Source organism: Psychrobacter sp. Pi2-52, assembly GCF_904846705.1.
Lineage (GTDB): Bacteria > Pseudomonadota > Gammaproteobacteria > Pseudomonadales > Moraxellaceae > Psychrobacter.
The window spans coordinates 110,332-137,265 of sequence record NZ_CAJHBS010000004.1; the positions used below are offsets into that span (position 1 = coordinate 110,332).

A 26,934-nucleotide genomic window follows, 5' to 3' on the forward strand; every position below is an offset into this window, starting at 1 on the left:
TGAAAGCACAATGAGTATAGTATGATGATTGCTATACCCTTGGCGGTACTTAGCGAACCGTTATTCACATGTTTGTAGAGATATCATAAAGAGAGTCAGTATGACAAAGTTGCGTGTTGCGCATAGCATCAAGGATGAAGAGTCTATCAGTCAAAAACACGCGTCAAAGCGAATCACAGTAGGTACGCTACGGTTGAGCGCGTTGAGCGTGGCAACAGCGGTCAGTGCACTTGGTGTGTCACAAGTCGCTTGTGCCGAGTTGACGTGGGGCGATGAGGAAAGCTATCAACAAGATTATCAGCAAGACAGTAGTATTGACTCATTTATGGCAGCCGCTATCGCCGCAGATCGCGGTGATGTGAGTGCGCTCTATAACTATGAGCAAGTCATGAGCGGCGGCTTGTTTGCGATGTATCCGACCTATTGGCGCATGAATCTAGATCTCAATTCACAGAGTTCAGCGGCGGTCTCGCAGTTTGTGCGCCAATATCCAGACACAGTTATGGCTGAGAAATTAGTGGCTGATTTTGCGGAGACCAAAGCAGGATCGAACGATTACGCCTCGGTTAGACAGGTAGCCAATTTGATTACCAATGCCGATGCCAGTGAGCGCTGTGCGGTTGCGCTTGGGTTTAATAATGGCGGTGACACCATGCGTGCTATGGCAGCCAAATCTGATGTTTGGCTAACCACTAAAAAGCAACCAGCTTTGTGCGATCAGCTAGCGATGGAGATGAACAACAACGCGCTAATTAGTAATCAAGATCGTGCGGCTCGTCTCAAGCGTATGCTACGTAAAGGCAAGACAGGTGATATTATGGCATTGTCCTCACGCCTTGGTACGCCAATTGCTTATTCGGCGCTCAGTGAAATTCAGCTAAATCCGTCTTCTTTCTTTAGCCGTTTTGGTCGTGAGCCTGCAAGCCAAACCAATCAATACCTATATATGTACGCAATCGGCCGTATGGCTGACAAGTCTTATCGTGAGGCGGCGCTACAGTTAGACTTTGATATCAAACAAGACAATCAGCGCGCGGTCAGATTGTTGAATGACGAAACCCGACGCTATGCTTATCGTACGCTTGGCGTACAGCGTATGAACCACAACACTGACGATGGCTTTAACGCTGAAGCAGTGGATTGGTTCCGCAACAGTTTGGACAATGATTTTAATTTTGAAGAAGCTGAAGATTACGCTATGGCGGCGATTCGCTTCGGTCGTTGGGATGACGTGGTAGAAGCTATCTCAAAAATGGACGGCGAAACCCAAAAAGAAGCCCAGTGGCAATATTGGCTAGCTCGTGCGTATGAGCAGTCAAGCGATAGTAGCAAGCGTAATACGTCTAAAAAAATGTATCAGAACTTAGCAAAAAGTAATGACTACTATGGCCTGATGGCAAAAGACAAAATAGGGCAGCGTTTCGATGCTAGCCGTTTAGGCGGTAGTAATTTGCCTAATGTCAGTACTGCTGACCGCGCGCGCGTCATGCAAGACGCTAACTTCGCTCGTGCGTTTGCATTATATAACTCTGAGGCCAGTCGTGCTTATGCCAACCGCGAGTGGAACTGGGCAGTGAAGCAAGCTCGTGACAATCGTGATGACAATTTGATCGTCGCTGCTGCTCGTCAAGCCTATGATATGGGCTGGCTCGACCGAGCGATTTATGCAGTTGATAATACTGATAGGGTGGATAGTCTCGCACTCTCGCATCCGATGCCGCATCAAAGCGCAGTCGTACGTTATAGTGAGTCAGCAGGTATTGATCCAGCATGGGCGTACGGTATTATGCGTCAAGAAAGCCGTTTTGTATCCTCTGCGCGCTCAAACGTGGGCGCGAGTGGACTGATGCAAGTTATGCCTGATACCGCAAAATATATCGCTCGTAACCTAGGCGAGACGTATAGTGCGAGCCGTGCCAACAGCGGTGATACCAATATTCGTTATGGTACGTGGTATATGGGTGATATCTTGGGCAAGCTTAATTATCAACCAGTATTGGCAACCGCAGGCTATAATGCTGGACCTAATAATGCCAAACGCTGGCAGCCAGTTTATGGTTCACTGGCCGCAGATCAGTATGTAGAGTCGATTGCATTCCCTGAGACACGTAACTATGTCAAACACGTAATGGAAAACGCCACTATCTACAGCAGTCTGTTGGGTCGTGGTCAGCCAATCACTCAGCGTATGGGTACGGTGCCAGCTGGATTTTAATCACTGAACTTGTATTTAATAAACCACTAATAATTTTTTGTTAGTGGTTTATTTTTATCTGCTGATTTGCTTTGTCAATTGATCAACTCTGATTTGCCCAAGCATCACTCATCTGGCTAAGACAAATTTTAAAGTCTTTATCCTTCAGTGCTTTATCAACATTTATCGAGATTCCTGACGATGTCGTCAACGTTTACGTTTTTGCTATAGATTAAAAAAAACGTTTTGTTACCATTGCCTTAATGGGAAACCCTATTTTTCAGTCTTGTTCTTAGGTCAATGCGTGTTTTATGTATCGCGTCTAATGATTTAAGTTATAGCCTATGTCTTATCATTGCTAACTAACTGCCTTCAGTCCTATGATCAAAAAATATTTTAGTCTGTCTACGTCGCCAAAAACCAAATATTCGTTATCTAATCGGATATGTTTTTTATCGAAGGCAAATACAAAGACAGATACAAACCTGAGCAACAAGGCTGCTAACTCTATGATGCGATTGCGTGCAGGTTTGGCTAGCAAACACAGTGTAGGTAGTATTAAAGCGACGATGAGCTTCGGCGCTTTAATACTTATACAAGGCGTTATACTGCTACCAGCACAGGCGGCTAGCACGGTTAAGACTGGTCAGCGCGTATTGATGATTGAGATGACCCCAGCATTATGTAATATGCAGCCAACGCGGGCACGTATGCGTCAGTGTTTAGAAGGGTATTCATTGACCGTATCTGGTCTAGATATGGGATATGGTGAGCGCTGCGGTCGCGGTAGTGAGCCACGCCTTACCCCGCTACAACTAAAAGTTGTCAACCGTATCATGCCTGACACAACGGTACGTAGCCAAACGTGGCAACGCTATGGAGCCTGTAGCCCGCTTAGCGCCAGCAGTTACTTCCGCCAGATTACTAACTATGCAGGTGGATTAAAGCTACCGAATGAGCTAAATACGGGTAATAGTTATACCGTTTCCAAATCACGATTTATCAGTCAAATGACCCGTCTCAATAGTGGTATGTCATCAAACAGTGTGGATCTCATCTGTCAAGAAGGCAGCCGTCGCCAATCGATACTTACTGATATACACGTGTGTTATGAAGGTAGTGATTTTGGGACTTGTCATGACGTTATAGACAGCTGTGGCAGTAAATTTATCATTTCAGGTGGACGATAGCCTTTACTTAGTTACCTGCTCAAACTTCTTTTTTGATACCATTTTTCATTTCACTTAGCCCAACTTAATAGTGCAAATTGCCTATTTTGACCATTGTATCTACGTACAATACAGTGAAAATATGCTTTAGTTATCATGTACTGAAACCCTCTAGCGCTTTATTCGTAAGCGCTTAGCCTCTACAAAAATCCTCTCGTATAAAATGTAACAATATAATCCCTGACGGGTCTATGACTGTATCTAGACGGTCACTGCGATGAAGTGCTACACTAGCTCTCGGTTTATACATGCTGCTATGCGGCAAACAAGTCGATATCTAAAATGATAATCGTTCATTAGAATTATCTAATAATTAATTAGGGAGTATTCAATGTCAATGAAACAGCCTTTACGTGTTGCCGTCACTGGTGCCGCTGGTAATATCAGCTACGCGATGCTATTTCGTATTGCATCTGGCGAGATGCTAGGTAAAGATCAGCCAGTTATTTTGCAATTACTTGAAATTACGCCAGCTCTTGACGCCCTAAAGGGTGTGGTCATGGAACTAGAAGACTGTGCATTCCCATTGTTGGCTGGTATCGTCCAAACTGACGATGCTAATGTCGCATTCAAAGATATCGATTATGCTTTACTGGTTGGTGCACGTCCTCGTGGCCCAGGTATGGAGCGTAAAGATTTGCTAGAAGCCAACGCTGCGATCTTCTCAGCACAAGGTAAAGCATTGAACGAAGTCGCTAGCCGTGATGTAAAAGTATTGGTAGTCGGTAACCCTGCCAACACGAACGCACTTATCGCTCAGCGCAATGCACCAGATCTTGATCCACGCAACTTTACTGCAATGACTCGTCTAGACCACAACCGTGCTATGGCACAGTTGGCTGGCAAGACTGACAGCACTGTAAATGACGTGAAAAAAATGATCATCTGGGGCAACCATTCGTCAACTCAGTATCCAGATCTAACCGCTTGTACGGTAAACGGCAAGCCTGCGCTAGATTTAGTTGATCGCGAATGGTACGAAGCAACTTATATCCCAGAAGTACAACAGCGCGGTGCTGCGATTATTAAAGCTCGCGGTGCATCATCTGCGGCTTCTGCTGCCAACGCTGCTATCGCACATATGCGTACGTGGGCACTAGGTACTGATGAGAATGACTGGGTATCTATGGGCGTTTACTCAAACGGCGAATACGGTATTGCTGAAGGTTTGATCTATTCATTCCCATGCACATGCGCTAACGGCGACTGGTCTATCGTAGACGGCGTTGATGTATCATCAGATTTCTCGAAAGAGAAAATGGCTGCCACTGAGCAAGAGCTTAGTGAAGAGCGTGATGCAGTAGCACATTTACTACCGTAAATCTAAGCTGCTATCCAGTAAGCTATGATTTAAGTAGTAAAGGTAAGTAGTACAAAAAAGCCCTCTTAAGTGTGAGGGCTTTTTTTATGTCTATAAGAAATAGGCAAATGAGAGCAATTCAATCATCATCTTAAATGAATAAAAGCGATTTACTGTTAATACAATTGATAACGTTAGATAAACGTTGATTAACAGCTATTAAAATAAAGCTTGCTACAATGAATGTGTCAATTTGAATAATAAGCACATTAAACAATAAGTACGATCCTATTCGTACCATTTAAGGAGAAATTTATGTTGGGTGAACCAGAATATAGTATGAATGAGTTATTTGCTCAGTTAGGCCTAGACAGCTCTGATGAGGCAATTGATAATTTTATCGCAGCAAACCAACTAGCTAGCGAAGAAAAACTGACAGAGGCTAGCATTTGGACGGATAATCAGCGTATGTTCCTGCAAGAAGAATGGCAAAAAGATGCCGCATGGGTAGAAACCATCGATGAGCTAAATGTCCGTTTACATCCTGATGCATAAAAGTTTATCAAGAGATAAAAAACCCCGCAATAGTCTTAATATCGCGGGGTTTTTTATGTCTGGAGTAACACTAAAAATCAAATTTGCTTTTCGCGCCACTCAAGTAGATCTGCAACGTCTTGATGAATACCCGCTTTTAATGCTTCTATTCCATCATAGCGACGCTCACCGTGCAAAAAGTGTAGGAAACGTACGTGTAAATTCAGTCCGTACAAATCAGCTTGCAACTGCGGAAAGTGGACTTCTAGTCGCCAGTCATCACCTTTATCAACAGAAGGTCTTTTACCAATATTAGCCGTGCCAAACAAACTATGCGGACGCAAGCCAGCAACACCTGTATGACCATCGGTGGCAAGCGCAGTCAAACCATCAGCTATCACATCACCATTGTCATCTAAGCTCACCACGTCAACTGCAAAAATACCATGCAGGGCAGGCTTTATACGCTGTAAATCGATATTTGCGGTAGGGAAGTCTATCGTACGACCTATCTGGTCGCCGCGCACAACCCCTCCTGTGATTGCATAGTCACGACCAAGCAACCTGTTGGCCGCCTGAAGTTCACCTGCTAATAGTAAGTCACGAACCCGAGTAGAGCTAATACGGGCAGCGTCGTTATCCATAGTATCAATACTGTCGCTATCAGTATTACTATCAGTGACCGTATGCAGGTTGGTCACATCCAAACCGTAACCACGCAAACACTGACTGTCACCAGTACGATCATGGCCGAAGCGGAAGTCGTCACCCAGCACCAATGCTTTGACGTTCAAACGCTTGGCTAATATATCGGCAAACGCTTGTGCTGATAGCGAGCGAAACTCTGTATCAAAACCTGCTACGATCAATGTTTCAACACCATACTCTGCTAGCAGTGCTTGCTTCTCTGCCAGATTCGTCAAACGTGCAGGTGCTTTAGCAGGTGCAAAAAACTCGCGTGGCTGCGGCTCAAAAATCATGACCGCCGCACCCAAATTTTGGGTATGTGCAATCTCACGAACTTGGGCTAGCATGGCTTGGTGACCAAGGTGCACACCGTCAAAATTGCCGATAGTGAGCACGCAAGATGCCAACTCTACTGGGACAGTGTCCGTAGATGAAGTGTGTGGCGACGAAATCAGTTGCTCAAGAAAATAGGTTTTCATAAGTTTTCAGCTATGATGAGACCAAATAAAAAACGAAAAAACACATCTATGCTTAAAATTGATGTGTCTAAAACCAGCCATTATAAAGTAAAATAGCTACACTAACATCCTATAGTCTACGTGTAATGCAAGTATGGCGCATAGGGTGGCTATTCTTTATTGCCAATGATGCTAATAGTAATCCTAACAACAATCCCGACAACGATGGAGCTCTTATGTCTGCTGCTGCCTTAAATACTATACCAACCGACCTATCGACATATCAGCTTACCGATCAGTTCGTTGTGCAGCGTGCAAATAAAGAAGATTTAGCAGAAGTCTTAGCCATTTATAATCAAAGCATACCGGGCAAACAAGCAACAGCCAATCTTGCATTGGTTACGCTAGAGGAGCGTGCTACTTGGTTTGAGGAACATTTGGATAGCACAACCAGACCGATATATGTGGTTAAAGCACTATCATCAAATAATATAGATCAAAAAAAAGCACCGATAGTCGCATGGGGCAGCTTTAGTGATTTGTACGCACGTACGGCCTATCACATCAGTACCGAGATTAGCATCTATCTAAATCAAGATTATCAGGGCAAAGGCTTAGGCAGTGTGCTGACCCGTTGGATGTTGACGCAAGCACCAAGCCTAGGTATTCGAAATATCATTGCCCTTGTCTTTGCTCATAACCATCCAAGCTTAGGATTATTCCGTAAGCTTGGCTTTGAACAATGGGGCTATATGCCCGAAGTCTGCGATATGGAAGGGTTTATCGCTGATGTTGTGATGCTTGGCAAAGCAGTCACGTCAGACGATATTTTAGATAAAGCGTCTGAAACAATTTAACTTAAAACGCTCTAACCCAAAATCTTCCATTGACCTTTTATCTTCTGTAGCTGGTAGGTCAGTGGTGCAGGTTCGCTCTGTCCTTTTAACATCAGCTCGCCAGTGATGGTGGCACGAGTTTTGTCATCATTGTATTTGGTATCAGTAATCGTAACGCCATCCACCGTTTGCTGAAATGCAGACTGAGTATTGGCAAGCTCTTTTTCAAAGTTTGCCATATCGACTTGGTAATATGACGCCGCATCCTTCACATCACCGTAATATAAGCTGTTTAGGGCTTGCTTGACAGTATCCTCTGGCGTACCGGCTTGAGTCGGATTGGTCACTAGACTTTTCTGTTCGGCCGCTTCAGTGACTGGATTAATATTATCACTAACAATCGCTGTCTTGTCTTCAGCGCTATCTATAATTTCGCCTGTTTCGCTAGCACTGTCATCGGTTATTGCTTGGTCAGTCGTATCATTGTCTAATGTGACGTCTTCTGAGGTATCAACAGTCGCTGCCACATCTTCATTATCGGTAGCAGTTTCAGCCGGCTCATTGTTACTACAACCGCTAATAAGCAATCCAGTGCTTAGTACACCAGTTGCTAGCAAAATTGGTAAGCGCTGGAAGATTGGCTGTTTCGTTGTCATATCAAACCTCAAATGTCATGTATTCATTAGTGATCTATTATGACAATTATTAGCAGCGCGCATTGTCATTTCTCATAACAGGCTTGTTTTGGTTTCGTAAGCCCGTCATGAGTTTGCTTATACTTTATCCTAGCCGTGCTTTAGCTGACGCGGACGGAAACCAGTCGCTAGCAATACCACACCGTAAACCAGCGCTCCGACAGCACACATAACAATCAGCGCGACGATACGTTGCCACTGAGCCTGATCGGTAGGGAAGTAAGGCAGCATAAAATAAAGCACGCCAATCATAGAGCCAGTCGAGATAGCAAACTGCGTAAATAGCTTTTTCCAATGCGGACCGAAACGGAAAATATCACGCTTGTGCAAGAAGTAATATAGTAGGCCTGCGTTTACAAAAGCAGCGCCAGTCGTAGCCAATGCCAGACCACCATGTAGTGGTATCTCTAAGAAATAGAATATCCCGATAAAAATAACACTAAAGATCATATTGGCGATGACAGAGATGATGCCGATTTTTACAGGGGTTCTGGTATCTTGACGCGCAAAAAACGCAGGAGCAAATATCTTAATAAGCATAAATCCTAAGATACCACCTGCCATACTACGTAGGGCCAGTGAGCTCATCTGGGCATCACGTAAGGTAAACTCACCGCGTAAGAATAGTGCTTGCATCAATACATCTGCCAGTACAAATAGGGCAGCTGAGGCGGGCACACCGACTAAGATGATAAGGCGTGCTGCCCAGTCGATGGTCTTTTTAAAACTGACGTCGTCTTTTTGAGCTTCGCTTTTTGACAGACTTGGTAATATGACGGTACCAATCGCCACACCAATCAGACCCAATGGTAGCTCGCTCATACGTTCAGCTGCATAGAGCCAAGAGACGGAACCGCCAATCATTAATGAGGCAAAGATAGTGTTCAATAGTAAATTAATCTGAGTAACAGACACACCAAAGATAGCAGGTAACATCAGTTTCAAAATCCGACGAACACCTTCGTGCTGGAAGTCAATCTTTGGTGCGACAAGCAGCTTTTGTTGCCAAAGCTGCGGCAGTTGAATCAAGAATTGTAGCAAACCTGCGATAGCAACAGCATAGCCAAGCGCCATAATGGGCGTATCAAACATCGGCGCAAAAATCAGCGCACCACCAATCATGCACAGGTTCAATAGAACTGGTGCAAAAGCAGGTGCGGCGAAACGACCGTAGCTTTGCAGAATACCACTGGCAAAGGCTGTCATAGAGATGAATAGCAAATACGGAAAGGTAAGACGCAATAACTCAGCGGTAATAGCAAACTTATTGGGTTGATCAGCAAACCCAGGGGCAAACAACGTCACCACCCAAGGTGCGATTAAGATGACCACTACCGTAAGCATCGATAGAACTAGCAACAATGCGCCCGAGGTACGACTGACCAAAATCTGCACTTGTTGCAAGCTGTACTTTTCTTTGTATTCGGAGAGTACCGGCACGAAAGCTTGGCTAAACGCGCCTTCTGCAAACAGTCGTCGTAAGAAGTTTGGGATTTTGAAGGCGACCAAAAAGGCATCCATCAAACCACCTGCACCAAAAACCCCTAGCAATACAACATCACGTACCAAACCTAAAATACGCGATAACATGGTCATACTGCTAACCACCATGGTTGAACGAAATAACCGACTTTTTGCCATGAGAACCTATCTTGCTAAGTTGTATATTGAGTTATGTGCTGATGTGATATAGATGAAAAACTGACGAATTATATCACTTTCACCATTGAGATAAATGGATTGAGTGTGGAAATCACTTATGTGATGGTGCATCGTTTTTCGTTGCATTAGCCACTAACTGGCGCAACCTTGCCCATTCAAAAAAATTACCAGGGTCAGTCTTACGCCCAGGCGCGATATCGCTATGGCCCGTCAAGTGGCGACGTGTTTTGGGATAGGCCTTATAGATGGCGGCAATTACTTCGGCTAGCTGCTCATATTGAGCAGAGGTGAAGGACACAAAATCCGACCCTTCGAGCTCGATGCCAATGCTATAATCATTACATTCAGGTCGACCCAAGTAGCTAGACCGCCCAGCATGCCACGCCCGTTCGTTGAAATTAACAAACTGAGTGATAGCGCCATCACGTTCGATAAATAAATGCGCTGATACTTCTGCACCTTTAATTGTTTGAAAGTAAGGATGAGCATCCCAGTCTAATTGATTGGTAAATAATGCTTTCACGTAATGCGTACCATTAGTGTCGCAGGCACCAAATTCATTCGGTGGTAGACTAATATTGTGTACGACAATAGCGTCAATACTTAAACCTTTTGGCCTTACATTGTAATTGGGTGAGGCCAGCCAAGTGGCTGCCGATAGTAGACCATCTTTGATAGTCATTGACGACGTAGATGATGAGTTTGGCAATGATGCAGGCATAATGCTCTCTTTTTATACTATAGTCAGTTCAATATAATTCCGATACAAGGAAACCGAGTGCAAGTTATACATTAATATGCTTAGCGAGGATGACAATGTAGCGGATTTATATAGACTTGACTATAGTATTGATAATGGTGTGATAAAAATCTATCTAAATAGTTAAATGATAGTGGGCGACGTGTATGATTTTCTGACCCAGCAACTTTAATAACGCTGATAGCGTATGAATAATAACGTGCGAGATTTTACCTCATGTCTATAAAACTGACGTCCATACCTATCGATTGTACGCTAATGCCCATTGGCCTGCGAGCACGTCTACCATTGGCTGTAGCAGGGTTGCTGCTCTCGGCTCAAACACAGGCATTTCTACCAACGCCCCTGTCCGTCCTTGAATCAGATGCATTGTCACCTGACGCATCTAGCATAGCACCTACTTATTCTAATTCAGATGCATTATCCGAGCCGGATAATATTAATAGTGCTGAACCTAGTATTCAAAATAGTACTTTATCTGAATCAAGCTTAAAGACAGAGCAGCTACTATCAACATGGCGGCAGCAAGTAAAAGCAGACAAGTTGGCACAGCATACAACATGGCGACGCTTGTTGTATTTTTACGATGATAAAAACAGTGTATTGGGTAAAAAGAAAACAGAGAGTTTGGTTGATGATTCGAGCTTTTTCTTAAGTAAAAATGGTCAACGAGATTCAGGTGCAGAATTGGATGCGATGCTTGTAGCACTTGCACAAGAGTTGGTGTCATCATCAGCAACTGATAACGACCAAGCAAAAACTGATACCAATAATAATTCTGTCTTATGTCGTTTTCCAGCACGAGTGGCATGGTTGACAGAGGCGCTAGCGATCGATGCTGCAAGTCTATCTGCTGACTGTCCAGAATTGGATGAATGGATGTCGACATTAGCGCCTGAGCAGCTATCTATTATGTTTGCGCAGGAGTACTTGGACAATCCGCTCTCTGCGTTTGCTCATACGCTGTTACGCATTGACTCAAAAGCGAGCATCGCCGATCCAAATCAAATCGATAAGGCTTATGCGCTGAACTATACGGTAGACGGTGATCCAAACGACAGTTTCCCGATCTATGCTACTAAGTCAATGATTGGTAGCTACAATAGCGCTATCGAAATTGACCTTTATCCAGAGATGCTAGCGAAATACCTGCAAGATGATGAACGTGATACGTGGACGTATCAGTTGAGTCTGACGCCAGCGGAAGTTCAGCAGATTATGCGCCACGTTTGGGAAACTAAAGCGTTAAAGATGCCGTATTACTTTACCACGGATAATTGTGCTTCTGAGATTCTACGTCTTATTGATGTGGTCCGTCCGCAGCAAAACCTACTGAGTCAATTGTCTTACGCAATCGTGCCTTCTGATGTGATTCAACTATTAAATAATGAGCAGTTGCTGGCAAGTACCACTTATACGCCTGCTGATAATACCTTACGTCAAGCACAGCTCAATGAGAAAAAACAACAGCGCGCGCAGTTGGGCTATCATAATAGCGCCAAACAAACCGTGAGTGAGATTCAGTCTGCGCAGCTCAACCCTGTATCGAGCATGTCAGCTGATGGGCAAACACTACTCAAGCGTCAAATCGATGTATCGGATAATAATCCAATAGACAGGCATCCGCTACAATTGGGCACGATAGGTATAGGGCAGCGTGGTGACAATGACTATATGGATATTGGGTTTCGAGCAGGGTTTCATGATACGCTTGACCACGCTTCAGGGTATCCACAGTTTTTTAATTTAGAAGGGCTGGCTGCGACATTACGATTGTATGACACAGATGACAGTAAGCCCAATCAGCCAGACAGTGTGGTATTGCAAAATGTCACTTTGATTCGTGGCCGCTCTTTTAACCCTGTTAATGCTGCCAAAAAAGGCAATACTTGGGGCGCCAGTATCGAGGCGACGCGAGTAAACGATGGATCGCAAGAGGCAGGTACGGATCATTTGGTCGGTAGCGTGGGTTACGAAAAAGGCTGGTCATGGGCATTTGGTACGCCAGATGCAGGTGCTGGTGAGATGCCGCCGCAACTGTGTTATACCTTTTTGGCAGGTACAGGGCAAGTAGGACGCGGTATCAATAAAGGCTTTCGTCTAGGCGCAGGTATCAATGCTGGCTGCCGTTATCAGATTAACAATCAATTACGCGCGCAAGCTGAATTGCAATTGCCATATTGGTATCATGGCAGCAGCGATGAATCCAACGTCCGTGGCCATTATTGGCAACCAATCTCAAGCTTAGGGCTGCAATACGATATTGATAAAAAACAAGCATTACGTATCAATGCAAATTACGAATGGCAAGAACGTATCGATGCCAACGATGATATACAGCTATCGTACAGACGTTATTTTTAATCACTGATTTAGACATTGGTTTAGACATTGGTTTAGACATTGGTTTAGACATTGGTTTAGACATTGGTTTAGACACTGATTTAGCCGTTGATTTAGGCATTAATTTAAACAAAACGGCTTCTAAGTGCTGTAATCGTTGTATAAAGGAAGTTGTATAAAGGGAAACATGCTTTATGAGTACGCAAAATTTACTAATTATCGGGCAAGGTGATATTGGCCTACCAGTGACCAATAAACTCGCCCAAGATGGCTATTGTGTGACTGGGCTAGCTCGTAGTGAGCGCGAATACTATGATTTGGTAGATAGTGCAGATTTTTTGCAGGCTAATGCGTTGACTTTGACGGCTGAGCAGCTACAAGCATTTACTCATATTGCGATTATCGTCACCCCTGATGAGTATTCGACCAGCGGTTATCACGACAGTTATCTAGCGATTAGTCAGCATTTAGCAACGCTTGCTCCACAGCTTATTAAACTTGAACGTGTGGTATTCATTTCTTCTACTGGTGTCTATGGTCAGGATAATGGCGAATGGATTGATGAGCATACTGCACCTGTCACGCCAGCGCGTGAAGCCTCAAAAGTTATATTGCAAGCAGAACAAGCGCTGCAACAAGGCTTCGGTGATAAAGCCATTATTATTCGTCCTAGTGGCATCTACGGTCGCGAGCGCTTAATGCGACTACGCAAGGCTCGTGAGCCAAATAAAGATCCAGTGCCAGCTGAGCATTGGAGCAACCGCATCATGGATCGCGACTTGGTCAATATCATCGCCAAAGTGTTGACGATAGAAACACCAAAGTCTGTCTATCTAGCGACGGACTATCGACCTGTTACTACGTTTGAGCTAGGGGTTTGGCTTAGTGAACAGGTTGGCGAGACACCTCCTACTACTGATAATACAAAAACCTCAGTGACAGGAAAACGCTTGCACAGCAACATTCCGTTAGCTTGGCTTGATTATGCTGATTGGCAGACAGGCTACCGAGATATTTTAAACCATCAAGAGTAAGCCTTTAGAGTTAAGCCCTAAAGAATAAAATAGCCTTTGATGTAATCGTTTTTATTTGTTTTATAGTTTATGGAGATTTCATGTCCCAGCCTTCTACTTCTGATGACCGTTTGTCTCATGCTAATCTGGCAACAGAGGGCGGGCAGCTGGCAGAAGGTCACGTCCAAAAAAAGGCTGAGCAATCGTCTATGCTAGCTGATTCACAGCAGCCTGCGATTGTACATCCTAACTTTGATCCCAAACAGTCTCCTCTTGATCCTGCCAGACCATTAAGTGATATACCTGAGCCTGCTCGTCGCCTAAATGGTCAATTGCGCAGGCTTTATGGTAACTCTACGCGGTTCTATCAGCCCAATGCAGATAGCTTATCGAAATGGTCACTGATTGCTTCAGAAGCGCTGGCTGAGCATTTATCATTGCTGAATGCGGCACAGCTTATCGAATTGCCGGATAGCTTTTATCAGAATCATAGTGAGCAGCCGTTAATATCGACATTATCAGATATGACATTATTAGATATGTCGGATATTCAACAGGCGATTCGCGCTTATCCAAAACTGAACCGTTATGGGTTTTTGCCTATTGATAACTCTACAGTGACTGAATCAGATAACGATTCAAACAACGATTCAAACAATGATAGCAAGGCTCAAAATTCTGCATTATTATCTATGCGCGCATTGACCAAACGCTATAATCCTGATGAGCTACTCAACAGTCTGTATGCCGATGATTGGCAAGTGATACTACAGCCGCAGCAGTTTGAAACAGGCGAGGGTAGTTTGGCCACGGATATTATGGCATGTAGCGTGGCTGTCCATGCGCTAAAGCAATGTAGTACCCGTAAGAGTATCAATCATAGTTATAGCGCCGCAGAAATCTGCCAGCATGTGCGTAGCTATTTGCTCAGTCAGATCGTTTGTGAGCCGTCACAGCGCCATGCATATCGTCAGATTCGACTGTTTGCTGGCCATATTATTGTTGCCGCTTATCATTTGGGCTGGGAGATACAAGTCCGAGCAGATGGACAGAGCTATTTTAATATCTCGTCGCGTAGTGGTTTGCTGACTCGCTATGCCAATATGCAGGATTATGAGATCAATGGTTGGTCAAGCTGATCAATAATGCGTACAATAATGCAAATTTTTTGCCCCCTCTTTTTGCTGATAGGAATGTCATAATGTCTCATGTAACACGCCCTCAAGACCCTACATTTTCATCTCATCAATTTATTCAACTGGCTCTCGACAACCAAGTGCTCAAGTTTGGTGAGTTTGTCCTAAAGTCTGGTCGTATCAGTCCGTACTTTTTTAATGCAGGCTTGCTTGCGACTGGTGAGATGTTGTCACTGCTAGCACGCGGCTATGCAGATGCCTTGGCTGAACAAATAAGTGCGGCAAATAATGGCGGTAATGAGCAAGAGCTGGTCATCTTTGGTGCGGCTTATAAAGGCATTCCTTTTGTCGCAGCGACGGCGCAAGCGTTATGGCTACATCATGGCATTAATGCCAAATGGGGCTATAACCGTAAAGAAGCCAAAACTCACGGCGAAGGCGGCAATTTGGTCGGTGCTGACGTAAGTGGCAAGGCCGTTTGGGTGCTTGACGATGTCATCACAGCGGGTACAGCCATGCGCGAAGTGGTCGAGATTTTGGAGCAGGCAGGCGCAAGCGTTGCTGGTATTATCGTCGCACTTGATCGTAAAGAGAAAGGTCAAGCCGAGCACTCTGCTATTCAAGAGCTTGCCGCGACACTAGAAGTACCTGTACGTGCATTGGTCGATATCGATGATTTGATCAGTTATTTGGCCGATGACCATGGTGCACAAAACGGCCAACATAAAGACGCGACCCAATTAGCCAAAATGCAACACTACCGTGAGCAGTACGGCGTATAGTTGGGCACCGATGTTGTTTAATAGGTGTGTTTCATATTAATAATATAACGTAAGTGAGTCTTATCATGAGCCAACAAGAACAAGAAAAGTCGCTAAAAATACTCGTTATTATGGATCCGATCGAGCGGGTTAATTATAAAAAAGACACCAGTCTCGCTATGATGTGGGCCGCTCAAGACCGTGGCCATCAGCTCGGTTATTGTCAGATTCATGACCTGTGGTTGGACCGTGGTCAGTTGATGGTTGATACGCAGCCACTGACAGTAAAGCGTGATCCTGCAGATTTCTATACATTGGGTGATAAAAGCACAGGGCCAGTCGGCGACTATGACGTGATTTTGATGCGCAAAGATCCACCGTTTGATATGCGCTTTATTTATGCCACTTATATGCTTGACCATGCAAAGGCGGCAGGCGTACTCGTGGTCAATGATCCACAAGCGATTCGCGACTGCAATGAAAAGTTATTTGCGACATGGTTTAGCGATTATATGAGCCCAACGATTGTGACTAGCAAACAAGCACACATTCGTAAATTCATCGCTGAACAGCAGGACGTCATCGTCAAGCCACTAGATGGTATGGGCGGCACTGGTATCTTCCGTTTGACTGCTGATAGCCCAAACATTGGAGTGACGTTAGAGATACTGACTGAGCTTGAGACTTTGCCCATCATGGCGCAGCGCTATTTGCCAGAAATCAAAGAGGGCGACAAGCGCGTATTAATCGTCGATGGAGTCGTGGTAGATTATAGTTTGGCTCGTATTCCAACCAAAGGCGAGACCCGTGGTAATCTAGCAGCTGGTGGTAGCGGTGTTGCTATGCCATTGACTGATATCGAACGCCAAGTAGCAGAAGTTGTGGCACCAATCGTCAAAGAAAAAGGCCTAATGTTCGTTGGTCTAGACTTGATCGGTGGACGTATCACTGAGATTAACGTTACTAGCCCAACATGCGTACGTGAGATTGATGACCAATGCGGTACAGATATCGCGACTGATTTTATTATTGCTATTGAGAATAAATTTACGGCGTAGCTTTCGCTATGTTCAGGAACGTTTTGAGTTCAGGAATATTTTGACTACGTAAAACCCATATTTTAAGGTATTGTTAGTCATTGGATTTTCTTACCGTTTATTAGTATCACACGACGCCAAGCTATGACCGATCATGGCTTGGATTTTTGTTATTTTTGCTGCATAAAGTACTGTATATAAGACAATGATTTCCTCTATACTATGCGGGCTTTGGCTAGGTCATTATTTTTCATAATTGTTACCGCCGCAGTGAGATAAACCCTTCATATAAATAAAGTAAAGATAGGCAGGCGTTCATGAAAACACCGCATATATTGATGATGGCAGCTGGTACGGGCGGGCATGTTTTTCCAGCGCTTGCAGTGAGCGACGAGCTGACCCAGCGCGGTGCAGTGATTCATTGGTTAGGAACGCCAAACGGTATGGAAAATGGGTTGGTTGAGCCGACAGGTTATCCTTTTCATGCTATTAATATGCAAGGACTTCGTGGCAAAGGCGTTGGTCGATTATTGAAGCTACCAATGACTCTGCTATCCGCGACGATGGCAGCCGTAAAAGTGATACGTAGTAATCAGATTGATGTGGTCGTTGGGTTCGGTGGTTATGTCACTGCACCCGGCGGTATCGCTGCACGTATGACTAATACGCCTTTGATTATCCATGAGCAAAATGCCATCGCTGGCATGAGCAATCGCTATTTATCTAAGCTGTCGACCAAGACATTACAAGCGTTCGAGAATACTTTTGCTAATAGTCAGCAAGATGCCAAGCTTGAGACAGTGGGCAATCCTGTGCGTAACGCCATTACTGGTGTCGCAGAGCCAACGGTACGCTACGATGTAAATGACAGTTCACCGCTTAAACTGTTGGTAGTCGGCGGTTCACTTGGCGCTCAGGTATTAAATGATACGGTACCAAAGGCATTAGCATTACTAGATCAGCCATTTGAAGTGCTGCACCAGTGTGGACGCAACAATGAAGCAGCCACGCAAGCGGCTTATAGCGAGCAAAATCTAAACAACCATCAGTTTACTGTACAGCCGTTTATTAATGATATGGCTGCAGCTTATAACTGGGCAGACATCATCGTTTGCCGCGCAGGTGCACTGACCGTGACCGAGATTCAGAACGTCGGAATTGCCGCTATTTTTGTACCGCTACCGCATGCAGTGGATGATCATCAGACGGCTAATGCGCGCACGCTGACCTCGCATGATGCTGCGATTTTATTGCCGCAGTCAGAGCTAACTGCCAAAAGTCTCAGTGACGAGCTTGGCGTACTCAATCGAGAGAAATGCTTAGCGATGGCGAAAAAAGGCCATGCATTGGCCAACCGTAGTGCGAGTAAGCAAGTTGCTGATATCATTTGGCAAGCGCTATAGTCTGTCGCTCATACCCCTTATTTGAATTTACTAAGTTTTATTGACCTTTAATAAAGAGAGATCCTTATGCCTACCTCTGCGAAAGCTCTACCTAAGCGTTTGATTGAAATACCAGAAATGCGCCGCATTCAGCATTTGCATTTCATCGGTATTGGTGGCTCAGGCATGTGCGGTATCGCTGAGGTGATGAACAATCAAGGCTATCAAGTCAGTGGTTCTGACATCGCAGAAAGCTTGGTGACTAAGCGTTTACAGCAGATTGGCATTGAAATATCTATTGGCCATGACTCCAAAAATATTGCCAATGCTGACGTTATCGTTGTCTCATCAGCGATTGATCGTAGCAACCCTGAGGTAAAAGCAGCACTTGAAGCTCGTCTGCCAGTAGTACGCCGCGCCGATATGCTTGGTGAACTAATGCGCTATCGTCATGGTATTGCGGTTGCGGGCGCGCATGGCAAAACGACAACGACCAGTTTGCTCACGACGATGATGGCAGAAGGACAGTTAGATCCTACCTACGTCATCGGCGGTAAGTTAAATGCGTCAGGCAAAAATGCGGCATTGGGTAGCAGCCGTTTCTTGGTAGCAGAAGCTGATGAGTCTGATGCATCGTTCTTGTCATTGCATCCGATGGCCGCGATTGTGACCAACATCGACCAAGACCATATGGAAACCTACGAAAACAGCTTTGATAAATTAAAAGCCGCTTATATCCAGTTTCTACAAAATATGCCGTTTTACGGTTTGGCAGTGGTTTGCGGTGACGATCCTGAGCTGTATGCAATGATCGATGATATCGGTCGTCCAGTATTGACCTTTGGTCTTGAGCCGTTCAATGATGTACAAGCTGTAGACTTGGTAACGGAAGGAACTAAAACTCATTTTACCGTACTGCGCCGTGACCGTGAGCCATTACGCCTAACGTTAAACATTCCTGGTACACATAATGTCTATAACGCTCTTGCTGCTATTACGATGGCGACCGATGAAGGCGTTGATGATGCAGCGATTGAGCGTGCCTTGCAGAAATTTGAAGGCGTGGGTCGTCGTTTTGAGCAGCACGCTTCTGTCGATATCGATGATGGTAATGTCTTATTAATTGATGATTATGGTCATCATCCAAAAGAAGTCGATGCGACCATCAAAGCCGCTCGTCAAAGCTTCCCTGATCGTCGTTTAGTGATGCTATTTCAGCCACATCGTTACAGCCGTACCCGTGATTGCTACGACGATTTTGTAGAAGTGCTATCGAGCGTTGATGAGCTATTATTATTAGATGTTTATTCAGCAGGTGAGAGTCCGATTACGGGCGCTGATACCAAGTCACTAGCACGCAGTATCCGTTTGCGCGGTGAAGTTGAACCGACTATTATTGATAAAGACAATCTAGCCCCTGTTATGCAGCGTTTGCTAAAAGCCAATGATATGCTGATTACCCAAGGCGCTGGTAATGTCGGGCAAATTGCTATCGATTTGGCTGCCAATAACCTTTATATTAAGTAAGCTAAAATTTAGGGACGATACTCATGACAACTGATAATAAAGACAATAATAGCAATCAAAATACAGCTACCAATGATACATCTGTAGACACGACGACTGATGCAAAAGATGCCAGTCAGTTTGGCAAAGTAGCCGTTATTTATGGTGGCAGTAGCAATGAGCGTAGCGTGTCTTTGGACAGTGGTGCGGCAGTGTTGCAAGCGCTGCAAAACCAAGGCGTTGATGCCACTCATTTTGATCCAAAGCACCAAGACATCACTGAGCTACGCAAATATGACCGCGTGTTTAATGTATTGCATGGTCGCGGCGGCGAAGATGGCCTACTGCAAGGCGTATTACAGTGGTTTGATATACCGCAAACTGGTTCAGGGATTCTAGCTTCGGCATTAGGCATGGACAAAGTACGTACCAAGCAATTGTGGCAAGGTTGTGGCCTTTCAACTGCACCATTTTCATTATTGACGGCTGATACTGACTGGCAGCAAGTGGTTAATATGTTAGGTTTGCCACTTATCATTAAACCAGTTCATGAAGGTTCAAGTATTGGCATGACCAAGGTCAACCATCTTGACGAACTGCCTGCTGCTTATGCAACTGCAGTGGAATGTGGTGATGCGGTGATGGCTGAGCGCTGGATTACAGGTCGCGAATTTACGATTGTGATTATCGATGACGAAGCATATCCAGTTATTCGCCTTGAGCCTGCTGATATCACTAACTTCTATGATTTTGAAGCTAAGTACAATCGTAACGATACTAGTTATTACATCCCTTGTGGATTAAACGCTGCTGATGAAAAGCACTTGCAAGATTTAAGCCTTGCGGCATTTCGTGCAGTAGATGCAAAAGGCTGGGGGCGTATCGATGCGATGCAAGACGAAGCAGGCAATTTTTGGTTGCTTGAAATCAATACTGTACCAGGTATGACCAGTCACAGTTTGGTGCCGATGGCAGCTAAAGCTCGCGGACTAGATTTTGACGCGCTATGTTGGCATATTTTGGCACAAACGCTATAACTGTCAAATCAACTAAATTGAGCAGCTAGTGATGACTCTTTGTGTCACTAGAGCTGCTATACCACAGCTTCGTGTAAACTTGTGTAAATTCGCTGCTGCTAGTTAGTGTTTGGCTATTGTTTAACCATAAAATACGTTAATATTGTAAGAATAGGTCTATTTCGGTGATATTTATGTTGTTTTGTGAATACAACTGATAACTTATTCATAATTTAAGAAAAATGTTACGTTTAAATCGACGTAATCGCTGTATATGAGCTATATTTTTAATAAAATTTGATAACATATCGACTTAATAAGCTTCTGCCAAAAATACGCAGATTTATATCAATAAATAGCATGATCAGTTTTATGCAAATATAGGGACAAAGGTCGTTATGGCTCAAACTGTCAACGAGGTAACTGACTTGATGAGTGATAAAGCCGGTCGCCCAAAATCTAAGATCCAAATACCGGCAACGGTAAAGTATCTATTTATGGTACTTGTCTTAGGTTTGCTAGTGCTAATATTAATGATGGGCGGCAAAGCGCTGCGTGATGCGCCGCCCGCAAATATTTATGTCAGTAATCAAGGTTTGTCTGCTGCTCAATATCGCTCATTACAAGACGTGATGGAACAACAACAAGTAAATAGCTTTTTTACTTCTGATTTGCAAGCATTGCGAGACATCACGATGGGTTTAGCTTGGGTAGACCAAGTGAGTATCTCTCGTGATTGGCAACGTGGCATCGTCGTCAACGCATTGCCCAAACAGGCAGTTGCTAATTTTGGTACAGAACGTTTGGTCGATGCAAAAGGGGCTGTATTTGTTCCTGCTGATAGTAGAGATTTAACACAAGAGCGTTTTGCTACCCTACAAGGCGAGATGTCTCAAGCGCCAGTTATTATGCAACAGATGCAGCAGGTCAATGATTGGTATGCACCGCTTGGTATGCAGGTCGAAGACATCATTCTGTCACCGAGAATGACTTGGCTAATCCGCTTTGACAATGGGCTACGTGTGATTGTAGACAATGAAAATACGGCGCAAAAACTACTGAATTTAAGCCAGTTGCTTGGCAATCAGTTAAGTACGCGTCGAGATGAAATGCAGTCTGTAGATTTACGATACAAAAATGGCTTTACCATTGCTTGGAACGTGACACAGAGTGCTGAATCAGAATAGCCTAAGTAAGCACTACATCTATGCATAACCGATGTGAGCTAATACGGTTTATTTAGTTTGAAGAAAATATGTACAACATCATAGCGTATTAGTAACGCTTTTTTTAATGATTTAATAGAAGAGCATCACTTGCTCCTCTATTTAGCGATAATTTGTCTGGTACCATGAAAAATAATGAAAATCTGGTTGTTGTCCATCTAAGTGCCACGGCAGTATATGTCGTCATAGGCAATGTTGTCTCTGCAAAAGACATTCGTATTTTGGGTGTAGGACAAGTTAAAAACAGCGATTTTTATCAAGGTCAAATAAAGCACCGTGAACGTCTGCAAGGTGCTATCAAACAAGCTATCCAAGAAGCAGAAGACACCGCTAATTGTCGTGTGCATAGTGTTTGGTTAACGCTTGCGACACCTGAGCTATCTAGCAAAAACAGTGCTGGAGAGGTCAAAGTAGAAGATGAAGTGGTACGTGCCAAAGACATGGTGCAAGCATTGGCCAATGCAAAGTCGCGTGATTTATCATCTGACTATTATTTGATGCATTGCTGTCAGCAAGGTATTTATGTCGATGAGCAAGACTTTATGGTGGATGATGTCATCGAAATGATGGCACACAATATCACCGTGATGTACCACATGATGATGATGCCTGTTGCCAGCCGTCAGAATATCCAAAAGCTATTACAAAGTTGTGACGTCGGCATTGATCATATTGTTTTTGATGCAGTGACCAGTGCTGAGTATAGTTTGATGACTGAGGAACGCCAGCAAGGCGTTTGCTTAGTAGATATCGGTGCTAGTACGACCAGCATTTGTGTGTATAAAGAGAATAAGTTGATTTTTACACACTGTATAGCAACAGGCAGTCATGAAGTGACAATGGATATTTCAGCTGATTTCGGTATTTCCATGATTGAAGCTGAAAAACTGAAGAAGTCTCATGGTACAGCTGATGTTAATAGTGTCGATCCAAGCGCCTTCTTTTTATTCAAGCCTCAAGGCTCGGGCGACGAAATTAATATTGGTATCTATAACTTGGCACGTATTATTGAAGCTCGTTACGTTCAGATATTCACTGAAATAGCGCGTCAATTACACGAAGCAGGTTTGATAGGCTATATCGATAAAGGGATTGTGTTGACTGGCGGCGGTAGTACGATTAAAGGTATGATACCCTTTGCCAAAAAGCTACTAAAAATGCCTGTCGTACTAACAAACACCCATCCTGCTATCAGTGCTTATAATCATTTTGATAATGATGAGTCGTTTAAGCTATTAAATAGTCAAGTGAATGACCGTGCTTATCAGACGGCTTTTGGCACATTGTTATATAGTCAGAGCGAGCAATTCCGCCGTAGCGAAAAAAGTGAACCTGAAGCGATTCAAAACAATCGAGTATCAGGCGTATTTCGGAATGCGGGTCAACGGTTTGCGAATGTTTTAAAAAAAATACTATAGACCTGTTTAACCTCATATCTAGAGCATCCATACATTATGGAATGTCTCTAAGTTAGTTAAGCAAGAAAATAAAGTAATATTGCGAATAAATTAGTTTTAAAAATAAAGTATTAAGTAATAATGACATATTATTGTCTATACTGATCGATTTTAGCCATACCCTGTTTTATTTAAATACATTTATATATAGTATGTCGATAGCGCGCCACATGAGTGCGTTACTATGTATCGACTTACACGCTATCTGCAACTGGAGAATCTTTTTTATGTCAAAATACACCATGCCAGATGATAATCAGCTTCAAAACAATGGCCAAGCAAGCTTCACTGTATTCGGTGTTGGTGGCGGCGGCGGTAATGCAGTTGAACATATGGTACAGCAAGGCATCAGAGGTGTAACGTTCGTTTGTGCCAATACAGATAAACAAGCGCTAGATCGTCTTACTGCACCGCACAAACTGCAATTAGGTGCAAAAACGAACCGTGGTCTAGGGGCAGGCGCAAATCCAGAAGTGGGTCGTGAAGCAGCAGAGAGCGAAGAAGAAGCGATTCGCGCATTGCTTGAGCACTCGGATATGGTATTTATCACTGCTGGTATGGGTGGCGGTACTGGTACAGGCGCAGCGCCAGTTGTTGCTCGTATTGCTAAAGAAATGGAAGTGCTGACCGTTGCGGTTGTGACCACGCCATTCAAATTCGAAGGTGGTAAGCGTATCAAAGCTGCTAAAGCAGGTATTGAGCAGCTGACTAACTTTGTCGACTCAATTATCACGATTCCAAATGATAAATTAATGAGTGTATACGGCAACATCTCTATGCAAGATGCTTTCAAAAAAGCGGATGATGTATTGCTGCATGCTGTTCAAGGTATTGCGGAAACCATTGCTAGCGAAGGTATGATCAACATCGACTTTAACGATATCCGTACGGCAATGACTGCGAAAGGTCATGCGATGATGGGTATTGGCCGTGCCAGCGGTGATGATCGTGCGCGTCAAGCGACTGAAAAAGCCATCAGATCACCACTACTTGATGATTTGCGTTTAGAAAATGCAAAAGGCCTATTGGTTAACGTTATTTCTTCAGAATCATTGTCACTAGATGAGATGAGCAAAATCAGTGCAATAGTCGAAGAAATTACTGACATCGACGACGCTCACATTTTCTACGGTTCTGTGATTGATGAAAAAATGGGTGACGACTTACATGTAACCGTTATCGCAACTGGCTTAACGTTAGATGAGAATGCTGGACAAGAGCCAGAAGTAGTAGAGCAGCCAGTACCTTCTGTTAATAGCACGCAACCTGTTGATCCTAATGTGCATACCAGCGCTTTAAATAGTCAGAAGCAGTCTCAAGCTCAGCAGTATCAAGATAGCGTTGCACGTCCTAGTGCAAGTGCACCTCAAGAGCAGCCTAAGACGAAAACAAATAGTATTCAAGACTATTTAAAGCGTCAACAGAATAAATAGTACTTCTAATTTACTGTGAGTAAGAAAAAGCCAGCGTTTTAACGCTGGTTTTTTTGTGGTTAAGGAAAAATGAAACGTCTTGTATAAGAAAAATTATGACAATTTTCTATGTAATCTATATGTATATGATTGTCGAAACGTATATGAGCCTCGTTGTTTTATAGCATTAGGTAGGCCATATAAAGTAAAAATCAGCAATAGGAAGTTGACGATAAGTGTTATCAATCAAGGAGATAAGAAAATTAGCGCTTTTTATATATAGCGAATAAGGGGTCGGTAATGGTACACTATGTCAATTGTAACAAAATATGTGAGAAGACAACCATGAACCAAAGAACCATAAAAACAGCAATAGCCGTTACGGGTACTGGTCTACATAGTGGTCAGCCTGTTGACTTGGAGTTTCATCCGCAGCCGATTGACACTGGTATTGTTTTCGAGCGCTCTGACATAGAAGGTAGTCAACCAATCCCAGCGAGTGCGTTTTTAGTACAAGACACGATGATGTCATCGAACTTAGTGTTTGGTGGTACGCGAGTAGGGACGGTTGAGCATCTGCTTAGTGCCATCGCTGGTCTAGGATTAGACAATCTGTTAGTTCGGGTCTCTGCTTCAGAGATACCAATTATGGATGGTAGCGCTGCGCCTTTTGTTGCGCTCTTACTAGATGCAGGATTTTGTGAGCAAGAAGCGGCCAAGAAATTTATTAAAATTATACGTCCAGTACGAGTAAAGCTGGAAGATAAGTGGGCAGAGCTACGTCCTTATGAAGGGTATGAATTAAACTTTGAGATTGATTTTGATCATCCTGCGTTTGATAAGAACTTTCAGCATGCACAGTTGCAGTTCTCTACACAGAACTTCATCGAACAATTAAGCACTGCGCGTACTTTTGGATTTTTACGTGATATAGAAGCGCTACGTCAAAATAACCTAGCATTAGGTGGCAGTATGGAAAACGCCATCGTTATCGATGATGCCAACATACTTAATGCAGAAGGCTTACGTTTTAACGATGAGTTTGTCCGTCATAAAATTTTAGATGCTTTGGGAGATTTGCATCTGATTGGCTACCCAATTTTAGGTCGTTTTAATGCCTATAAGTCTGGTCATGCTCTGAATAATTTATTGGTACGTGAAATACTGTCTGACGAAGATAATTTTGAAATTGTAACTTTTGATGACAATGTAACCTGTCCTATCGAGTATTTACCGCTTAACGATTTGGTTATTGAAGGATAAATACAGGAATATACAGGAAGTATCGAAACATTTACGCAATATTACATAGAAAGCTCATAATTACATTTATATAATATTCTATATTATGAATATATCGTCTATATGAATATATGAATTTTCCGTTAAGGCATATAATATAAAAGCTGTAGATGATTTTTAAGTCCTTCATCGGTTATATCCATAATCTGGATGTAACCGATGAAGGATTTTTTTTATCTGATACATTACAAAAATCCATCTTTATCAGTGCTATCACCCGCTCTTATTTACATAACTTTACATTTAACGGTCGGTATTTTTAATGATTAATCAAACGCAAAAGGGCTTTTTTGAGATTTTCATCAGTGGTGACATGCTCTGCGGCCTGTGATATAGTCCGTTTTGTGTTCTGGCTAAGCGCCTGATTTTCATTGGCTTTACGAGAATTTGGCAAGTGCAGTGAGGATGTTGATGATTGTTTAGATGAATAATTATCGGCAGAGCTTTTAGCCACAACGACGCGAATTTGCTTGAGTTGTTTAAATGTAATTGACTGCTCTGTTAGTATTTGCAAATACGAGCTATGTAAATAGCGAATATGATTTGCTGCTGTCATTGAGCTAACACTTAATATCAACTGCTCAGGTGATAAGCCTACAACCCAACAGGTATTGAGTATTTCTTCAGGTAGACAGTCTACCAATAGCTCTTTTATCTCGTTGGTTGCTTCTATATATAGTCGCATGTTGTTAGCAAGGGTTTGAGGTAGCGCGCTACCAGCAAATGCTTGATGATCTATAAGCTGGGCAAGCCGATTAGGTTGTTTTTTTGACATCGTAAGTACTCATCTAATAGGTGACAAACTCGATACTCATAACAGACATGCTAAAAGCAATATATAGCAGATGGCTTATAAGATAGTTGACTAGGTGGGAGGTACTACTGGCACTAGTCACTATTTGAAAAGAATGAACCGTTGTAATAGGGATTTTATCACGTCTATTTGATGATTATATCCTCTAAATTAATTGATGCTTCGTTACGGATG

At 43.5% G+C, this 26,934-nt stretch carries 22 protein-coding genes; 17 read left to right on the forward strand and 5 right to left on the reverse strand.

Annotation, left to right across the window (positions count from 1 at the left end; translation table 11 throughout):
* The first annotated feature begins 100 nt into the window (after window positions 1–100).
* From JMY00_RS03810 to JMY00_RS03825, 4 genes are all read left to right on the forward strand, one after another.
* On the forward strand, window positions 101–2,215 hold the full coding sequence (locus tag JMY00_RS03810) for a lytic transglycosylase domain-containing protein (protein ID WP_201579185.1): 2,115 nt from the start codon (window positions 101–103) through the stop codon (window positions 2,213–2,215).
* 488 nt (window positions 2,216–2,703) lie between these two features.
* Entirely contained in the window at window positions 2,704–3,384 is a 681-nt protein-coding gene (locus JMY00_RS03815; protein ID WP_240990641.1) for a hypothetical protein, read from the forward strand.
* A 376-nt stretch (window positions 3,385–3,760) separates the two neighbouring features.
* Window positions 3,761–4,744 (forward strand): malate dehydrogenase, encoded by a 984-nt coding sequence (locus JMY00_RS03820; protein WP_102092813.1) that lies wholly within the window; start codon window positions 3,761–3,763, stop codon window positions 4,742–4,744.
* A gap of 294 nt (window positions 4,745–5,038) precedes the next feature.
* Window positions 5,039–5,278, forward strand: a complete 240-nt coding sequence (locus tag JMY00_RS03825; RefSeq protein WP_057761462.1) for a DUF2789 domain-containing protein — start codon at window positions 5,039–5,041, stop codon at window positions 5,276–5,278.
* Window positions 5,279–5,355: 77 nt separating this feature from the next.
* On the opposite strand, the gene ribF is transcribed toward JMY00_RS03825, so the two are convergent.
* Window positions 5,356–6,423 (reverse strand): riboflavin biosynthesis protein RibF, encoded by a 1,068-nt coding sequence (gene ribF / locus JMY00_RS03830; protein WP_201579186.1) that lies wholly within the window; start codon window positions 6,421–6,423, stop codon window positions 5,356–5,358.
* Window positions 6,424–6,638: 215 nt separating this feature from the next.
* Here ribF and JMY00_RS03835 point away from each other — a divergent pair, with 215 nt between their 5' ends.
* Window positions 6,639–7,259: a GNAT family N-acetyltransferase gene (locus JMY00_RS03835; RefSeq protein ID WP_165597276.1), complete on the forward strand. Its 621-nt coding sequence runs from the start codon at window positions 6,639–6,641 to the stop codon at window positions 7,257–7,259.
* Window positions 7,260–7,270: 11 nt separating this feature from the next.
* Here the strand turns inward: JMY00_RS03835 and JMY00_RS03840 are convergent, their stop codons facing one another.
* The 3 genes from JMY00_RS03840 to ampD form a co-directional block, all read right to left on the reverse strand.
* Window positions 7,271–7,894: a hypothetical protein gene (locus JMY00_RS03840; protein ID WP_165597277.1), complete on the reverse strand. Its 624-nt coding sequence runs from the start codon at window positions 7,892–7,894 to the stop codon at window positions 7,271–7,273.
* Between the two features lie 129 nt (window positions 7,895–8,023).
* Entirely contained in the window at window positions 8,024–9,574 is a 1,551-nt protein-coding gene (gene murJ / locus JMY00_RS03845; protein ID WP_201579187.1) for a murein biosynthesis integral membrane protein MurJ, read from the reverse strand.
* 112 nt (window positions 9,575–9,686) lie between these two features.
* Window positions 9,687–10,316 carry a 1,6-anhydro-N-acetylmuramyl-L-alanine amidase AmpD gene (gene ampD, locus JMY00_RS03850; protein ID WP_201579188.1) on the reverse strand — a complete coding sequence of 210 codons (630 nt, stop codon included), beginning with the start codon at window positions 10,314–10,316 and terminating at the stop codon, window positions 9,687–9,689.
* A gap of 255 nt (window positions 10,317–10,571) precedes the next feature.
* On the opposite strand from ampD, the gene JMY00_RS03855 reads away from it, so the two are divergent.
* The 12 genes from JMY00_RS03855 (at window position 10,572) to lpxC (ending at window position 25,907) form a co-directional block, all read left to right on the forward strand.
* Window positions 10,572–12,719 (forward strand): DUF4105 domain-containing protein, encoded by a 2,148-nt coding sequence (locus JMY00_RS03855; protein WP_201579189.1) that lies wholly within the window; start codon window positions 10,572–10,574, stop codon window positions 12,717–12,719.
* 173 nt (window positions 12,720–12,892) lie between these two features.
* Entirely contained in the window at window positions 12,893–13,732 is an 840-nt protein-coding gene (locus tag JMY00_RS03860) for an SDR family oxidoreductase (RefSeq protein WP_201579190.1), read from the forward strand.
* 80 nt (window positions 13,733–13,812) lie between these two features.
* Window positions 13,813–14,850: a hypothetical protein gene (locus JMY00_RS03865; protein ID WP_201579191.1), complete on the forward strand. Its 1,038-nt coding sequence runs from the start codon at window positions 13,813–13,815 to the stop codon at window positions 14,848–14,850.
* 62 nt (window positions 14,851–14,912) lie between these two features.
* On the forward strand, window positions 14,913–15,629 hold the full coding sequence (pyrE, locus tag JMY00_RS03870; protein WP_201579192.1) for an orotate phosphoribosyltransferase: 717 nt from the start codon (window positions 14,913–14,915) through the stop codon (window positions 15,627–15,629).
* 65 nt (window positions 15,630–15,694) lie between these two features.
* Entirely contained in the window at window positions 15,695–16,666 is a 972-nt protein-coding gene (gene gshB, locus JMY00_RS03875; protein ID WP_201579193.1) for a glutathione synthase, read from the forward strand.
* Between the two features lie 296 nt (window positions 16,667–16,962).
* Window positions 16,963–18,048: an undecaprenyldiphospho-muramoylpentapeptide beta-N-acetylglucosaminyltransferase gene (murG, locus tag JMY00_RS03880; RefSeq protein ID WP_201579194.1), complete on the forward strand. Its 1,086-nt coding sequence runs from the start codon at window positions 16,963–16,965 to the stop codon at window positions 18,046–18,048.
* A gap of 66 nt (window positions 18,049–18,114) precedes the next feature.
* Window positions 18,115–19,554 (forward strand): UDP-N-acetylmuramate--L-alanine ligase, encoded by a 1,440-nt coding sequence (gene murC / locus JMY00_RS03885; protein ID WP_101205772.1) that lies wholly within the window; start codon window positions 18,115–18,117, stop codon window positions 19,552–19,554.
* A 23-nt stretch (window positions 19,555–19,577) separates the two neighbouring features.
* On the forward strand, window positions 19,578–20,570 hold the full coding sequence (locus tag JMY00_RS03890) for a D-alanine--D-alanine ligase (RefSeq protein ID WP_201579195.1): 993 nt from the start codon (window positions 19,578–19,580) through the stop codon (window positions 20,568–20,570).
* A gap of 377 nt (window positions 20,571–20,947) precedes the next feature.
* Window positions 20,948–21,736: a cell division protein FtsQ/DivIB gene (locus JMY00_RS03895; RefSeq protein WP_201579196.1), complete on the forward strand. Its 789-nt coding sequence runs from the start codon at window positions 20,948–20,950 to the stop codon at window positions 21,734–21,736.
* Window positions 21,737–21,900: 164 nt separating this feature from the next.
* Window positions 21,901–23,193 (forward strand): cell division protein FtsA, encoded by a 1,293-nt coding sequence (gene ftsA / locus JMY00_RS03900; RefSeq protein WP_201579197.1) that lies wholly within the window; start codon window positions 21,901–21,903, stop codon window positions 23,191–23,193.
* 266 nt (window positions 23,194–23,459) lie between these two features.
* Entirely contained in the window at window positions 23,460–24,665 is a 1,206-nt protein-coding gene (gene ftsZ / locus JMY00_RS03905; protein WP_057761433.1) for a cell division protein FtsZ, read from the forward strand.
* 324 nt (window positions 24,666–24,989) lie between these two features.
* Window positions 24,990–25,907: a UDP-3-O-acyl-N-acetylglucosamine deacetylase gene (lpxC, locus tag JMY00_RS03910; protein ID WP_201579198.1), complete on the forward strand. Its 918-nt coding sequence runs from the start codon at window positions 24,990–24,992 to the stop codon at window positions 25,905–25,907.
* A gap of 298 nt (window positions 25,908–26,205) precedes the next feature.
* On the opposite strand, the gene JMY00_RS03915 is transcribed toward lpxC, so the two are convergent.
* Window positions 26,206–26,721, reverse strand: coding sequence for a hypothetical protein (locus tag JMY00_RS03915; RefSeq protein ID WP_165597662.1), 516 nt, complete (start codon window positions 26,719–26,721; stop codon window positions 26,206–26,208).
* Window positions 26,722–26,934: the final 213 nt, after the last annotated feature.

What these genes read in the sequence shown, in the direction of transcription:
- JMY00_RS03810 (WP_201579185.1), top strand. Translation starts at nt 101, where the DNA reads ATGACAAAGTTGCGTGTTGCGCATAGCATCAAGGATGAAGAGTCTATC.
- JMY00_RS03815 (WP_240990641.1), top strand. Translation starts at nt 2,704, where the DNA reads ATGATGCGATTGCGTGCAGGTTTGGCTAGCAAACACAGTGTAGGTAGT.
- JMY00_RS03820 (WP_102092813.1), top strand. Translation starts at nt 3,761, where the DNA reads ATGAAACAGCCTTTACGTGTTGCCGTCACTGGTGCCGCTGGTAATATC.
- JMY00_RS03825 (WP_057761462.1), top strand. Translation starts at nt 5,039, where the DNA reads ATGTTGGGTGAACCAGAATATAGTATGAATGAGTTATTTGCTCAGTTA.
- ribF (WP_201579186.1), bottom strand. Translation starts at nt 6,423, where the DNA reads ATGAAAACCTATTTTCTTGAGCAACTGATTTCGTCGCCACACACTTCA.
- JMY00_RS03835 (WP_165597276.1), top strand. Translation starts at nt 6,639, where the DNA reads ATGTCTGCTGCTGCCTTAAATACTATACCAACCGACCTATCGACATAT.
- JMY00_RS03840 (WP_165597277.1), bottom strand. Translation starts at nt 7,894, where the DNA reads ATGACAACGAAACAGCCAATCTTCCAGCGCTTACCAATTTTGCTAGCA.
- murJ (WP_201579187.1), bottom strand. Translation starts at nt 9,574, where the DNA reads ATGGCAAAAAGTCGGTTATTTCGTTCAACCATGGTGGTTAGCAGTATG.
- ampD (WP_201579188.1), bottom strand. Translation starts at nt 10,316, where the DNA reads ATGCCTGCATCATTGCCAAACTCATCATCTACGTCGTCAATGACTATC.
- JMY00_RS03855 (WP_201579189.1), top strand. Translation starts at nt 10,572, where the DNA reads ATGTCTATAAAACTGACGTCCATACCTATCGATTGTACGCTAATGCCC.
- JMY00_RS03860 (WP_201579190.1), top strand. Translation starts at nt 12,893, where the DNA reads ATGAGTACGCAAAATTTACTAATTATCGGGCAAGGTGATATTGGCCTA.
- JMY00_RS03865 (WP_201579191.1), top strand. Translation starts at nt 13,813, where the DNA reads ATGTCCCAGCCTTCTACTTCTGATGACCGTTTGTCTCATGCTAATCTG.
- pyrE (WP_201579192.1), top strand. Translation starts at nt 14,913, where the DNA reads ATGTCTCATGTAACACGCCCTCAAGACCCTACATTTTCATCTCATCAA.
- gshB (WP_201579193.1), top strand. Translation starts at nt 15,695, where the DNA reads ATGAGCCAACAAGAACAAGAAAAGTCGCTAAAAATACTCGTTATTATG.
- murG (WP_201579194.1), top strand. Translation starts at nt 16,963, where the DNA reads ATGAAAACACCGCATATATTGATGATGGCAGCTGGTACGGGCGGGCAT.
- murC (WP_101205772.1), top strand. Translation starts at nt 18,115, where the DNA reads ATGCCTACCTCTGCGAAAGCTCTACCTAAGCGTTTGATTGAAATACCA.
- JMY00_RS03890 (WP_201579195.1), top strand. Translation starts at nt 19,578, where the DNA reads ATGACAACTGATAATAAAGACAATAATAGCAATCAAAATACAGCTACC.
- JMY00_RS03895 (WP_201579196.1), top strand. Translation starts at nt 20,948, where the DNA reads ATGGCTCAAACTGTCAACGAGGTAACTGACTTGATGAGTGATAAAGCC.
- ftsA (WP_201579197.1), top strand. Translation starts at nt 21,901, where the DNA reads ATGAAAAATAATGAAAATCTGGTTGTTGTCCATCTAAGTGCCACGGCA.
- ftsZ (WP_057761433.1), top strand. Translation starts at nt 23,460, where the DNA reads ATGTCAAAATACACCATGCCAGATGATAATCAGCTTCAAAACAATGGC.
- lpxC (WP_201579198.1), top strand. Translation starts at nt 24,990, where the DNA reads ATGAACCAAAGAACCATAAAAACAGCAATAGCCGTTACGGGTACTGGT.
- JMY00_RS03915 (WP_165597662.1), bottom strand. Translation starts at nt 26,721, where the DNA reads ATGTCAAAAAAACAACCTAATCGGCTTGCCCAGCTTATAGATCATCAA.